General features: G+C 39.8%; 14 protein-coding genes. 5 read left to right on the forward strand and 9 right to left on the reverse strand.

The annotated features are described in order from the left end of the window. Nucleotides 1-18 precede the first annotated feature (18 nt). The gene (gene pyrH, locus QFX38_02615) at nt 19-693 is read right to left on the reverse strand and encodes a UMP kinase (protein MDI9623763.1); all 675 of its coding nucleotides are present in this window, start codon (nt 691-693) and stop codon (nt 19-21) included. Between the two features lie 108 nt (nt 694-801). Here pyrH and prf1 point away from each other — a divergent pair, with 108 nt between their 5' ends. Then, the gene (gene prf1, locus QFX38_02620) at nt 802-2,022 is read left to right on the forward strand and encodes a peptide chain release factor aRF-1 (protein MDI9623764.1); all 1,221 of its coding nucleotides are present in this window, start codon (nt 802-804) and stop codon (nt 2,020-2,022) included. 124 nt (nt 2,023-2,146) lie between these two features. Here prf1 and QFX38_02625 read toward each other — a convergent pair whose 3' ends face one another. Genes QFX38_02625 through QFX38_02655 form a run of 7 tightly spaced genes read right to left on the reverse strand, consistent with a single transcriptional unit; the run spans nt 2,147 to nt 8,100 of the window. After that, on the reverse strand, nt 2,147-2,752 hold the full coding sequence (locus tag QFX38_02625; GenBank protein ID MDI9623765.1) for an orotate phosphoribosyltransferase-like protein: 606 nt from the start codon (nt 2,750-2,752) through the stop codon (nt 2,147-2,149). An 11-nt stretch (nt 2,753-2,763) separates the two neighbouring features. Then, nucleotides 2,764-3,720, reverse strand: a complete 957-nt coding sequence (locus QFX38_02630; GenBank protein MDI9623766.1) for a Gfo/Idh/MocA family oxidoreductase — start codon at nt 3,718-3,720, stop codon at nt 2,764-2,766. Then, entirely contained in the window at nt 3,717-4,586 is an 870-nt protein-coding gene (gene hemC, locus QFX38_02635) for a hydroxymethylbilane synthase (GenBank protein MDI9623767.1), read from the reverse strand. Before hemC ends, QFX38_02630 begins: the two co-directional genes overlap by 4 nt. A 26-nt stretch (nt 4,587-4,612) precedes the next feature. Then, entirely contained in the window at nt 4,613-5,926 is a 1,314-nt protein-coding gene (gene cfbE / locus QFX38_02640; GenBank protein ID MDI9623768.1) for a coenzyme F430 synthase, read from the reverse strand. A gap of 12 nt (nt 5,927-5,938) precedes the next feature. Beyond that, a complete protein-coding gene (locus QFX38_02645) occupies nt 5,939-6,787 on the reverse strand; it encodes an NAD(+) kinase (GenBank protein ID MDI9623769.1) in 849 nt (282 codons plus the stop codon). Further along, a complete protein-coding gene (locus QFX38_02650) occupies nt 6,787-7,632 on the reverse strand; it encodes a bifunctional fructose-bisphosphatase/inositol-phosphate phosphatase (GenBank protein MDI9623770.1) in 846 nt (281 codons plus the stop codon). Before QFX38_02650 ends, QFX38_02645 begins: the two co-directional genes overlap by 1 nt. 27 nt (nt 7,633-7,659) lie before the next feature. Further along, nucleotides 7,660-8,100, reverse strand: coding sequence for an arginine decarboxylase, pyruvoyl-dependent (locus QFX38_02655; GenBank protein ID MDI9623771.1), 441 nt, complete (start codon nt 8,098-8,100; stop codon nt 7,660-7,662). Between the two features lie 120 nt (nt 8,101-8,220). Here QFX38_02655 and QFX38_02660 point away from each other — a divergent pair, with 120 nt between their 5' ends. The 4 genes from QFX38_02660 (at nt 8,221) to ade (ending at nt 12,357) form a co-directional block, all read left to right on the forward strand. After that, on the forward strand, nt 8,221-8,610 hold the full coding sequence (locus QFX38_02660; protein MDI9623772.1) for a translation initiation factor IF-5A: 390 nt from the start codon (nt 8,221-8,223) through the stop codon (nt 8,608-8,610). A gap of 100 nt (nt 8,611-8,710) precedes the next feature. Beyond that, on the forward strand, nt 8,711-9,493 hold the full coding sequence (gene speB, locus QFX38_02665; GenBank protein MDI9623773.1) for an agmatinase: 783 nt from the start codon (nt 8,711-8,713) through the stop codon (nt 9,491-9,493). Between the two features lie 15 nt (nt 9,494-9,508). Continuing rightward, a complete protein-coding gene (locus QFX38_02670; GenBank protein MDI9623774.1) occupies nt 9,509-10,732 on the forward strand; it encodes a TIGR00300 family protein in 1,224 nt (407 codons plus the stop codon). A gap of 5 nt (nt 10,733-10,737) precedes the next feature. Then, a complete protein-coding gene (ade, locus tag QFX38_02675; protein ID MDI9623775.1) occupies nt 10,738-12,357 on the forward strand; it encodes an adenine deaminase in 1,620 nt (539 codons plus the stop codon). Here the strand turns inward: ade and QFX38_02680 are convergent. Beyond that, complete coding sequence (locus tag QFX38_02680) at nt 12,338-12,982, reverse strand: DUF447 family protein (GenBank protein MDI9623776.1); 645 nt, start codon at nt 12,980-12,982, stop codon at nt 12,338-12,340. The genes ade and QFX38_02680 overlap by 20 nt on opposite strands. Between the last annotated feature and the right edge of the window lie 7 nt (nt 12,983-12,989).

Below are 12,989 nucleotides of genomic sequence, written 5' to 3' on the forward strand. Positions count from 1 at the left end.
TAATCCTCCCGGTTTCTCCTATCTTGGGATTATCCTCGTGCCGACCTCACCCTTTAATGCTCTTATGAGGTTCATAGGATCCTTTCCATTTGTTATTATACTTTTGATATTTGATCTTCTTATAATATGGATTGCTGTTAAGTCAAGGAACTCATAAGTTCCTGCTTTCCAATCTTTATCCTTTAAAAGATTAAGCATTTCAGTTGCTGTTATCTCTTTATAAAGGCGGGCATCAGGATACTTCTGAGGATCTTTATCATAGAATCCATCTACTGAGGTTAAGTTGATGAGTATGTCAGCATCCACGAGTTCAGCAAGTATGGCACCAACTGCATCTGTACTATGGGCAGGTTCTGTACCACCCATAACGAGAATTTTACCTGTCGCGGAATATTCAAGCGCCTCATTAAAATTGTGAGGTACCATAGGATAGGCTTTCTCGCCAAGGGCCATTATAAGCATTTTTGCATTGAGTCGTGTGACCTCTATCCCAATATTGTCGCATTGGGCTTCGTTGGCGCCAAGTTCCCTTGCTAATCTTATATAATCTCTTGCAGGTTGGCCCCCACCTATAACTATGAATATTTTGTTATCATCTTGTAGTGATGTTAAGATCCTAGCATATTCCTTGAATATTTTTGAATTAAAATTTTCCATTATAATAGATCCGCCTATTGTAATCACTATCTTCATGGTCTCCACCGTAAATTTTTATACAAAAATTTTCTACTAGATTATATTATTTGTTGTGGATAATCTAAATTATAGGGATTAAAATTTTTTTAGAAAGGAGTGATTTGTTTGGGTAAGGTATCATCAAAGGAACTTTATGAATTTCGAAGAACTTTGGAGGAGCTCGCGAAAAAGAAGGGTAGGGGTACTGAACTTGTATCGGTATATATACCCCCTGATAGGCAGATAAGTGACGTGGCTAAGCATATGAGAGAAGAATTAAGTCAAAGTGCTAATATTAAGAGCAAACAGACGAGAAAGAATGTTCAATCAGCCATAGAGGTTATAATGCAACGTTTGAAGTTGTTCCCACGCCCGCCAAAGAATGGTCTTGTAATGTTCGTTGGTATGATACCCCGTGGAGGGCCAGGCTCTGAAAAGATGGAAACATATGTTTTCGAGCCACCAGAACCTATAAAAACTTATATATATCATTGTAATTCCGAATTTTACCTCGAACCCTTGAAGGAGATGTTAGAAGAGAAGGAAGTTTATGGTTTAGCTGTTCTCGACCGCAAAGAGGCTACGATAGCACTTTTAAAGGGTAAGCGGATTGAAATTTTGAAAACCCTTACAAGTGGCGTTCCAGGAAAGCACAAGGCTGGGGGCCAGTCACAGCGGAGGTTCGACCGTCTGATAGAATTAGCAGCACACGAATTCCTAAAAAGGATAGGAGATCATATGAACGAGGCTTTTTTATCAATCCCCGACCTTAAAGGGATTATTATAGGGGGTCCAGGTCATACTAAGGAGGATTTTGTAAAAGGAGATTATTTACACCATGAGATTAAGAAGAAGATCATAACAACAGTTGACACATCCTATACTGGTGAATTTGGTATAAGGGAGGTTATAGACAAATCAATGGATGTTTTAACAGAGATTGATGTGATGAGGGAGAAAAAATTAGTCCAGAGGTTTCTCAGTGAACTCATAAGTGAGGATGGACTGGCAGCTTATGGTGAAGATGAAGTGAGGAATTATCTCCAAATGGGAGCTGTGGAAGTGCTTTTATTATCAGAAGATCTCAGAGCGAAAAGAGCCACTTATCAGTGCCCATCCTGCAATTATAAAATGGACTTAACAATAAAAAAGGAAGAAAGTAGGGAGTGTCCCAATTGTAATGATCAAATGAAAATAGTTGATTCCAAGGATCTTATTGATGATCTTGTGGAAATTGCCGAGACAGTAGGCTCTGAAGTAGAGATAATATCAACTGAAACGGAGGAGGGAATCCAACTTTTAAAAGCCTTTGGTGGTATGGGGGCGATTTTAAGGTACAGACCCTAATTTGATGGAAGCCATCTCCACCTCTATCCATAGGATATAAAGGTTAATTTTTTTTGCTGATAGTTTTTTTGTAGGGATTTCTTGCAGTGGAATACCCAGAAACTTTGTGTGAAGTTATCTTCTTTTATCCAAGTCTTTTAACTTTTATAAGTGATGTGACAGGGACTCCATCGACCCTTGAAATGCCTTTTTTGTCTATAAGTACTGTTACTATAACTGGGGTTGCCTTTTGACTTTTTAATACTTTTACAGCTTCTTTTATGGTCTTGCCACTTGTTATTACGTCATCTACTATTAGCACTTTCTTATTTTTAACCTTCGCGAAATTGCTGCTTATAGCCCCTTCAGCATCTTTACCTTTTCTATGTTTTATCGGATGGAAAACCGCCAGTGATATGTCCTTTTTCAACTTTGAGACCATTTCATCAGCCATGAGAGTGGCGAAGGGGATGCCGCTGATCGCTATTCCAACCACCACATCTATTTCCCCATATTCTAGGGCCATGTCTGCCATGGCAGCTGAAACGTGTCTCATGCGGGTGGAGCTTCCACCAAGGCTCTCCCAGTTTACAGCGAAATCTAATGGAGCCTTTTTTATAGATTTCACGCTTGTTTGGAGTGTTAACCATCTTGCAGTGTCTTTTGAAACATTTAATTCATCTGCAATTTCCCCAGTGGTGAAGCCCCTTTTTCGGAGTTCTTGGGCTTTTTTTATGAGTTTTTCTGTCATTTCACACACCTTTATAGGTCCCCGTTTAATGTTATAGGTCGATGTTCCCTTGCGGACTTTATAGCTGCAAGGGCTGTTCTAAGAGCGTATATTCCATCTTCTCCTGTTATTTCAGGTTCTTCGTCATTTATTATTGACATGAGGAATGATTTGATCTCATTTTTTAATGGTTCTTCGTGTTCTATTTGAACATCCTGGGCGAATTTACCATAAACGTCTATACTTTGATCTATGTAATCTATGTTTATTATCCCATCAGTGCCCGTGATGGCTAGTTTCCTTCTCTTGTATGGGGTTAACCAGTTAACTTCTAGCATGCCCGTTATCCCACTTTCGAATTTTGCCATTATCTCTGCATGGTCTTCAAATTTGCATTTTTCGAGTATGCTCCCCATTGTTGCATATATTTCAGTTACTGGTTCGCTGAAGAGGTAGTGCATCACATCTAGATCATGGATTGCGAGATCTATTGTTACACCAACATCTTTTATCCTTGGCGGAAATGGTCCAACCCTCTTTGCTGATGCTGATACCACGTCACCGATAACATCATTTTCTATGAGTTCTTTTGCTTTTTTCACAGCTGGGTTGAACCTTTCAACATGGCCGGTGGCGAGTTTCACCCCCTTTTTCCGCGCGCTTTTAACCATGTCCTTAGCTTCTTTTAAAGTGAATGCGATGGGTTTTTCGACAAGTACGTGTTTTCCATATTCTATTGCGTCCATGGTTACTTGGTAGTGGTGGGTTGTTGGCACGCAGATACTCACAGCTTCTATCTCAGGTATTTTGAGGAGGTTCTCATAATCTAGGTAACCACGGGCATCATACTTTTTTGAAGCTTTTTGCAATGTCTCTTCCATTATATCCGCTACTGCTATGAGATTAGCTATCTCGAGGCGGTGGTAAACTCTTGCATGGTTGTAACCCATTGCCCCTACACCGATTACTCCTACATTTACTTTTCTCAAAGATAATCCCCCATTTCATTTGCAACTCTTTCACCCAACTCTTGGGCTTTGTTGATAGGGCCTTCTAATGTTACCTGGGATAATATATCACCTTCCTTTGATAAAAGGATAGCATATAAACATAGTTTTTTATTTCGTGCTTTGGCTATCACGCCAAGAGGCCATTGACAACCGACTCCTAATTTCTTTAAGACGCTTTTTTCTGCTTTAACTTCTTGTAGTGACCTATAATGGTTTAATTTTCTTATTAGGTGGAGTTTTGGGTGGTCTTTTCTTGTTATAACTGCTAGGGCTCCTTGTCCAGCGGGTGGGGTTATGTATTTAAGTGGGAATCTCCTCTTGATATTCTTTTCTAATCCTAGGCGTTTTAGCCCGGCTTCTGCCATTATTGTCGCGTCTATTTCTCCTTCCATGACTTTTCTTATCCTTGTGTCTATGTTTCCACGTAGAGGTTCTAGTTTGAATTCTTTTTTGTAATGTTTGCAGAAAGCTTCTCTTCGAAGGCTGCTGGTACCTATTCTTGAATTGGCTGGTAGTTCGTCCCAGTCTAACTTTGATACTAGTACTTCGTGGGGTGGTCCTCTTTCTGGTACTGCTGCTATCGTCAGGTCTTCGTCTATTTCTGTTGGGACATCCTTTAGGCTGTGGACTGCGAAATCCACTCTCTCTTCTAACACTGCATTGTCCAATTCTCTTGTGAATATGCCTTTTCTGTCGATTTTATATAATTGTGAATCCTTTATCTTGTCACCGCTTGTCTTCACTATGACCTTCTCTATCTTAGTTGGGATTATTTTTGAAAGTTTGGCTATTATATCCTCTGTTTGTTTGAGTGCGAGGCGACTTCCTCTTGTCCCTACTTTCAATGTGATGATCCCTCCCATTAGGGGGATTATCTTTCTTGGGGTTTAGAATATTCTGAACGATAGATTAATATTATATGTTTGTTAGCGGTTGAAAGTGCATATTTCAGCGCATCTTCCCTCTTTTCCATATAGGGAATCTTCCTATGAAGTTTTTTTTGGATGTTTTTGCCTAATGCTCCTGTTAGTATAATCTTTTCTGTGAAATCTTCAATTATATTGGCGGTTTTATCCTCATCTATTTCTTCACAAGTAATCCCGTAATCTCCGCCTAATATTGTAATGGGGGCTTCGAGATTTTGAGCCATCTTCAGGGTGTATTTTATGGCTTCTGAATTGATACCAGGGTTTATCTCCTCTATTATTATTTTTTCACCAAACCGGCGTCTGGAACTTCGACCCTTAATACCTTTAAATTCTCTGAGACCTTCTTGTATCTGCTTTATACTGATATCGAGGGTTAATGCACCTGATACTGCTGCCAATAGGTTGAGGAGGTAATGTGGGCCTGGAGCGAAACTTTCAATTGGGAATCTGATATTATATTTTTTGCCTGTTATTGTCTTAAGGCCTTTTACATGTATTTTTAGTCGAGTTTTTTCAAGGCCGTAATTTATATTTGTAGGGTGGATGTTGGCATCTTTTTCTGTTATGGAGAATGTGTTCACGTTTTTAAATTGATTATAGTATTTTTTGTAGGCTGTGTGTTCGCAGCATGTTATTTTGCTTTTGAATATTTGGGCTTTGGCTTTGCTCGCTTTTTCTTTTCCTCCTTGGATGGGGTAGTCTTCTACTATGTTGGTTAGTATTCCCACATCTGCGAGGCCTGTTCCTCCGAGGGATGATTCGAATATGCATGCTTGGTAATTTAGGCCTTTGGCGAGTTCTACTGTTTCTATGATGCTTGCTGGTGTTATGCTGATATCCTCTTTGAGTTTTTTTTCGGATAAGAAGGCTCCTATGCTGCTGAGTATGAGGGGGGTTTTTTCTTTTAGGATTTCTTTGAGCATCCATACGACGCTTGTTTTGCCTTTGACACCTGTGACTTCTATTATTGGGGTTTTGGTGAGTTTTTCATTTTTTGATAGGAGGAATTTCACTATTTCATGGTGTGTGTAATCGACTTTTAGGTTGAGTGGGCAGTGTATGGGTGCTATTATTTTCAGATTATTTGATTTTGGGATTTTGTTGACGAGTTTTATTCCATTTTTTGTGAGGATTTTTTTATTTTTTGGGTTTAGGGTATTGTAGATGTCCCATGCGAATACTTTTTTAAAGTGTTTTTTGAGTGCGAGTGCTATTGTCATGCCGCCGTGGGTGAGATCTACTACGAGTGCTTCCATTATTATACGACCCTATTCTTTGCTGGGTGTTATACCCCCTTCGATTAGTTTTTCTCTAACCTTCTTGTAGAAGTTTTTGCTTAACCTTACGAAGTAGGCTTTGTTTTTAGATTTTTGAAAGATTAATTCTTCCATATAATTTACTTCCTCTTTGAATTGTCCATCAACTACTGCTATGGCCTTTTTACCTTTTTTTAACAATTTTATCCTGATTTTGCTTTCATCCGATACTACTAGAGGTCTTGCGCTTAATTTGAAGGGGCATATTGGGACTATTATAAATGCTTCTACTCTCGGGTCGACGATGGGGCCCCCAGCTGACATGGAGTATGCTGTGGAACCGCTTGGAGTTGCTACTATTATCCCGTCGGCCCTTAGTTCTTCAACAACTTCATCATCAACTAATATTTGGATGTGTAACATTTTTGCTGGTTCTCTTGTCATCATAACAACTTCGTTGAGAGCTGATGGTAATTTGCCATGATGGTAGACGTCTAGTTGTGTTCGCTCCTCTATTATATAATGTCCTTTGAGGACTTCCTTGAGTTCTTGGAATACATTTTTGGGGTCGATTTCTGTTAAAAATCCTACTGTACCCATATTCACTCCAATTAATGGTATTTTCTTCCCCTCTATGAAACTTTGGGTGCGTAGTATTGTCCCGTCACCTCCAACGGTTAGGATGATGTCAACATCCATTTCTTTTAGTTCCTTTGCTAATTTTTTGAATTCTGGGATTTTTTCCGCTAGTGAGGTGTCAATGGAAACTTTAACGCCATTTTCTATGAGGAATTCAATAATTTTTTTTGCTAATGTAATGGCCTTGGGGATGTCTAGGCGCGCCACCACACCTATACGCATTAGATAACCTCCAATGCTTTCATTATTTTCTGGTGTAATTGCTTGTTCCCAGCTGCTATGAGCGAAGTGCGCTCTTTAACATTTAAAAGGCCGTTTATGGGTTCTCCTTTTTCGGTGGTGACTATGCCCCCGGCTTCTTCGACTATTAACCTTGAAGCGGCGATGTCGACTACTCTTAGATTTCCTCGCAAGTCCATGAAAGCGTCATATGCTCCGCTGGCAACATATGAAAGTTCTAATGCTACTGAGCCTAGTATTCTCATCCTACGGATAATACGACATATATTATCGATTTTGGGGAATTTGGTGCCGTATATGAAGGCGCCCATCGAAGATTCTTCAAGCAATTCTTGTTTGGATGGTTTTATCCTTTCATCATTTAAGTATGCTCCGCGTCCTCTTAGGGCCTCGTAAATGTCGTCAGTGGCGAAATTTTTAACAAAACCCATTTTCACATCATTTAATGATGGTAAAAGATCACTGGGATGGTATTCTGCAATTGCAATGGATATGCCATAGAATGGTATGTTTTTGATGGCGTTTGTGGTTCCGTCAAGAGGGTCTACAACGAATATTATCTGGGGCTCTGAATCTTCCTTTTCGCCTATTTTAAGGTATCCTATCTCTTCGCTGATTAATGTAACGGGTCTCTCAGTATTTTCCAAGACATTTATGGTTTCATCTTCGGCTACAAGGTCTATTAATTTTGTTGGCGTCCCGTCAGCGCCTATTTTTATTATTTCACCAGCTTCCTTTTTACCCACGAGGGGTGCTATGGCCTTCTGCACTTGTTCGGCCATTTTAATTGCTATACTTCTCCAATAGTAAATTTCGGATTTTTTCATTCCCACAACACCTAAAAGGCTCCCTCATTATAGGTATACTAGCGCTGCTACTACAGCGCCACATTCTTTGACTTTATGGTTTATTTCTTCCACTATTAAGTTTTTTATTTTTTCACCCCTCCTTTTCATCATATATTCAACCATAAAAATGGCATCCTCCCTTATAATCTTGGGATCCTTGTTTATCCCACTATTTTCAGCCACGCAACCTATATTATCAGATAATGCGACTGCTATAGCTGCTGATATAAGATCCCCTCTATTATTGGAAATGCTATGGGAGAGTACGCAATTAACTGTCGAACCTTTCTTAAGGGTTGGTAATCTAACTACCTGCGCATCAGCAGGGATTATACTTGAAACTTTTATAAGGTTCACATCACCTATCCCAGCATCTAAAAGAGCATTATCAAATGCATTCAATTTGGTTGGCCCTTCACTCTTTCCTGATGTAATTGAAACCTTCATATCCATCACTAACCTGAAATGTAGGGTAACGGTAGGTTTTATATAGAGGATTGGTAACACTAATAATATAAAATCCTTTATCAGTTTTTTTCATTATTATCCTATTGGGAGGTATAATGAATGTCAAAGAAGGTAGTTGAAGTCAAAAATTTGAAGGTTGGAAAATATGTGATCATTGATGATGAACCATCAAAGATTGTGAACATATCAACGTCATCACCAGGAAAACATGGTTCTGCGAAGGCCCGTATCGAAGCGATAGGCATATTTGACAATCAAAAGAGGAGCATAGTAAAACCTGTTGATGCTAAGATAGAAATACCAATAATAGATAAAAGAACAGCTCAAGTATTGGCTATTATGGGTGATGATGTCCAATTAATGGACCTTGAAACCTATGAGACGTTTGAGACACCCATCCCTGAAGATTTAAAAGATAGAATTGCTGAGGGGAGTGAGGTAGAGTACATTACTACCATGGGTAAAAATAAACTTATGAGAGTTAAATGACATGTTTCTATACTTGGAGGATTCTTCCAAATTTGCTTTTTCAAGGAGAGAATCTTTTAAAGAATTTTTATCATCACCCAGAAATGGGGATGCCTTTGGTATGCTGGGCATCCCCTTCGATTCCACAGCAACTTATATGCCGGGGGCTAGATTCGGCCCATCAGCCATTAGAGAAGCATCTTATAATTTTGAGAAGTATAATCTAACCTTTAATAAAGAGCTTAGGGCGCCCATTTTTGATTTGGGTGATCTTAGAGTTTCCGCAGGGAACTTCAAGGAAACATCAAGGAGGATAATAGACACGCTAACTAGATTATTATCCTATGATCTTAAACCCTTAATCCTTGGAGGGGAGCATACAATAACTTACCCCATTGTAAAAGTCCTACAATCAAAGCAAAATCCTATTATTGTCCATTTTGATGCGCACATGGACATGAGGGATCATTATAATGGAAAATTTTCACATGCAACAGTAATGAGGAGAATATATGAACTCGAACCTCCGAGTATAATCATGATAGGTGTCAGATCCGCATCCAAAGAAGAAATAGAATTTGTCCAAGAACATGAAATTGAATATTACACTTCACAGATGATCCAAGAGAATATGGAAGAAGTGAAGTGTAAAATAGAAAGCATTAAAGGTCCAGTATATGTAACGGTTGACATTGATGTTCTAGACCCATCCTATGCCCCTATGGTAGGTAACCCAACCCCTTGCGGACTTACACCATTCCACATGGAAAAATTCATCGAAATTATAAGCAGAAAAGATATAATGGGCTTTGATATAGTGGAGGTTACATCGCCGGTGAAGGGTGATCAGACCAGTCTCAACGCTGCTAAGATTCTACATGATCTACTATCCTTAAAATCATGAGAGGTGCACTTAAATATGAACACTAGAGAAGTCGAACTTTCAGGTCATATAATTGATAGTTTAATCCTCCCAAAGGTCTTGGATGTTATAATGGATATGGGGGGAGATTTCAAGATACTCAAATTTGAAATCGGTAAAAGGAAGACAGATCCAAGTTATGCTAGAATACTTGTATCAGCTGATACACCATCCCATTTAAATGAAATACTCGATGAATTAAGCGAGATAGGCGCATCAATAGCAGAGATAAAAGAAGTGGAGCTCCGAGCAGCTGAAAAAGATAAAGTTTTACCTGATGGTTTTTATTCCACAACAAACCATCCAACTTTCATTTTTTATGAAGGAGAATGGAGACAAGTCCAGAATATTGAAATGGACTGTATGATAGTGGTAGACCCCAAAACAAAGACCGCGAAATGTAAACCCATAGGGGAAATAAAAAAAGGGGACTTAGTAGTTGTTGGAAGAGAAGGTATAAGAGTATCCCCACCAGAGAGGCCGCGTGGAAAAAAGGGAATCTTCGAATTCATGGGGAGCGCCGTATCATCTGAGAAACCTCTCATCACCACCATCAAGAGGATAGCATCCGAGATCATGGCAGTGAAGAATAATGGTGGTAAAATTGCCCTCGTAGCAGGGCCAGCTGTTGTGCACACAGGATCGGCTCCTATAGTTGCTGAGATGATACGTGAAGGTTTCATCGACGTATTATTCGCGGGCAATGCCCTTGCAACCCATGATATCGAAAACGCCCTTTATGGCACATCTTTAGGTATTTGCGTCAAAACCGGTGAATCGGTAAGTAAAGGCCACCATCATCATATTTATGCTATAAATGAGATTAACAAGGCTGGTTCCATAAAAGCAGCGGTCGAAAAGGGCATATTAAAAAAGGGTATAATGTATGAATGCGTAAAGAATAACGTCCCATTTGTACTTGCAGGTTCCATAAGGGATGATGGACCGCTTCCTGATGTTATAACGGATGTTGTGGAAGCTCAGAATGAAATGCGACGCTATATTAGGGAAGTTGACATGGTATTGATGATAGCTACCATGCTCCATTCAATAGCTGTTGGAAACCTTTTACCATCCCATGTTAAAAGCATATGCGTTGATATAAACCCTGCAACAGTTACCAAACTTGCTGATCGTGGCAGCTCCCAAGTTGTGGGTGTTGTAACAGACGTGGGGGCGTTTTTACCCATCCTCTGGGATGAACTCAAAAGGAAAAAGTGATAATATTGCTAAAGGGGAACATATTAAATGTTTTCACAGGTGACATATACCCCGCTGAAATAATCATAGAAAATGGTATGATAAAAATTGTGAGAAAAATAAAAGGAGATTTTGATGGAATCCTACTTCCAGGTTTCATAGACGCACATACACACATCGAAAGCTCACTGATGACACCATCATCTTTTGCAGAGGCCACCATACCTCATGGGACTACAGCAGTGATAAGCGACCCCCATGAGATAGCTAATGTAATGGGTCTTGAGGGAATCGATTTCATGATAGAGGATTCAAAAAGGGTCCCCTTGAAATTCTTTTTCACAGCACCATCATGTGTACCTTCAACAGAATTCGAGACAGCAGGTGCGAGGATAGGAATCAATGAAATAGAAGCCCTTCTTGAAAGGGATGAAATAGTAGCCTTAGGAGAGATGATGGATTTTCCAAGTGTCATATCAGAGGACCCCCAAGTCATCGAGAAGATAAAAGCCGCGAAAAGGGCGCGCAAGCCTATAGATGGACATGCACCGCTCTTATCAGGGGATGATCTTTGCAGGTATGTGGAGAAAGGGATATCAACCGATCACGAGTCCGTATACGCGGAAGAAGCCCGGGAAAAAATAGAACTAGGGATGAAGATCATGGTAAGGGAGGGTTCATCCGCGAAGAACCTCCAAGAGCTTGCAAAAGTCGGCGGAGACTTTTTAGTATCTGATGACATGGAACCAGGGGATCTTATCGAAGGCCATATGGACGCGATCCTCAGGAAAGCCGTGGAATATGGTATTGATGAAGTAGAAGCTGTTCGAATGGTCACGATAAACCCTGCAGATCACTACTCACTAGATTTTGGTGCAATAGCCCCTGGGAAATCTGCCGATATAGTATTAGTTGATAACTTGAAAAATTTCACAGTCAAAAAAGTATTTATTAACGGTGAACTTGTTGCAAAGGATGGTGAAAAACTATTCAAAGTCAAAGGAAAGGAGAGAACGCCACCTCAGGGGAAAATTAGGATAAAAGGCCTTGAATCATCTAGGTTAGGTATCCGAGCTTCTGGTAACAGGGCACGAGTAAGGGTTATCAAAGTGTTTGAGGGGCAGATTATAACTTCAGAATCTATACATGAACTTCCAATCAGGGATGGGATAGTACAACCACTACCAGAGGATGACATATTGAAAGTATCGGTCATAGACAGATATGGCCATGGGAACATAGGTAATGGTTTCGTTGAAGGTTTTGGCATACAAGAGGGTGCTCTTGCATCTACGGTAGCCCATGATTCACATAATCTGATAGTTGTGGGCACTTCCACTGATTATATGATGAGGGCGGTTGAGATTCTTAGAAGGAGTGGTGGTGGACTTGTCGCGGTGGCCCTTGATGAATCTATGCATCTTAGATTGCCAGTTGCGGGTCTCATGTCACATGAGAGGGTGAACATTCTCGCATGTAAAGCTAGACAACTTAATGATTTTGTAGCGGATATGGGATCAAGCTTATCCAATCCTTTCATGACAATGTCCTTTTTGTCGCTCCTTGTAATCCCACAGTTGCGCTTAAGTGATAGGGGATTATTCAATGTTGAAGAGCGTCGCTTTGTTAATCCAGTTTTATCTTAATGGAATCTACTATCCTTTTCATGGCCATTTTTTCTCGGGGCCCTCCTACCTTATCAACAACCCTTTTCATTTCTAATATACGATCTATGATATCTTCCTTATTTTCTGCACGATTTATACGAGTATAATTTATCAGGGATTCTATAATTGCGTATATGCTCCTGTTTAATGGTTCTTTGAAATTTTTACCTTTGTATATTCTTTTAACCTCCGCTGTTATAATGAATAATTTGGATTCCCCATACTGGTCCTTCTTTTTAATGTTCTTCACTTTTTTTGTAGTTGCTGTGAAAAATGATGAAGCACCCTTCAAAATCAAATAACCAGAATATGGTATGAAATAGTCATCTCCAAGATCCCCTAGGGTGGCCTCTGTAAACAAAAGAGGATCATCTGTGATATTAACTGTGAAATTACCAGTAGCTAGTATATTGGAGAGAGTGTGGCTCCCCTCATAGAGGTATAATACGATCTCCTTGGGACTTTTACATATTACACCAATGGGTGCTGCGTTACCTTCACCTTCAGGATTTAGGGTTGTTACTATAGTCTCATATAATAGGCCCTTTTCCATTTTGAGTGATTTGAGGCTTTCCACTTCTTTGTAATTTTCTATATTTTTCACCCACCTG

Source organism: Methanothermobacter sp., from assembly GCA_030055615.1.
In the GTDB taxonomy this organism is placed as follows: Archaea; Methanobacteriota; Methanobacteria; order Methanobacteriales; family DSM-23052; genus Methanothermobacter_A.

Coding starts and splice junctions, on each gene's coding strand:
- pyrH (MDI9623763.1), bottom strand. CDS start 693: ATGAAGATAGTGATTACAATAGGCGGATCTATTATAATGGAAAATTTT.
- QFX38_02645 (MDI9623769.1), bottom strand. CDS start 6,787: ATGCGTATAGGTGTGGTGGCGCGCCTAGACATCCCCAAGGCCATTACA.
- QFX38_02625 (MDI9623765.1), bottom strand. CDS start 2,752: ATGACAGAAAAACTCATAAAAAAAGCCCAAGAACTCCGAAAAAGGGGC.
- cfbE (MDI9623768.1), bottom strand. CDS start 5,926: ATGGAAGCACTCGTAGTAGATCTCACCCACGGCGGCATGACAATAGCA.
- speB (MDI9623773.1), top strand. CDS start 8,711: ATGCTGGGCATCCCCTTCGATTCCACAGCAACTTATATGCCGGGGGCT.
- QFX38_02670 (MDI9623774.1), top strand. CDS start 9,509: ATGAACACTAGAGAAGTCGAACTTTCAGGTCATATAATTGATAGTTTA.
- QFX38_02655 (MDI9623771.1), bottom strand. CDS start 8,100: ATGAAGGTTTCAATTACATCAGGAAAGAGTGAAGGGCCAACCAAATTG.
- QFX38_02660 (MDI9623772.1), top strand. CDS start 8,221: ATGTCAAAGAAGGTAGTTGAAGTCAAAAATTTGAAGGTTGGAAAATAT.
- QFX38_02650 (MDI9623770.1), bottom strand. CDS start 7,632: ATGAAAAAATCCGAAATTTACTATTGGAGAAGTATAGCAATTAAAATG.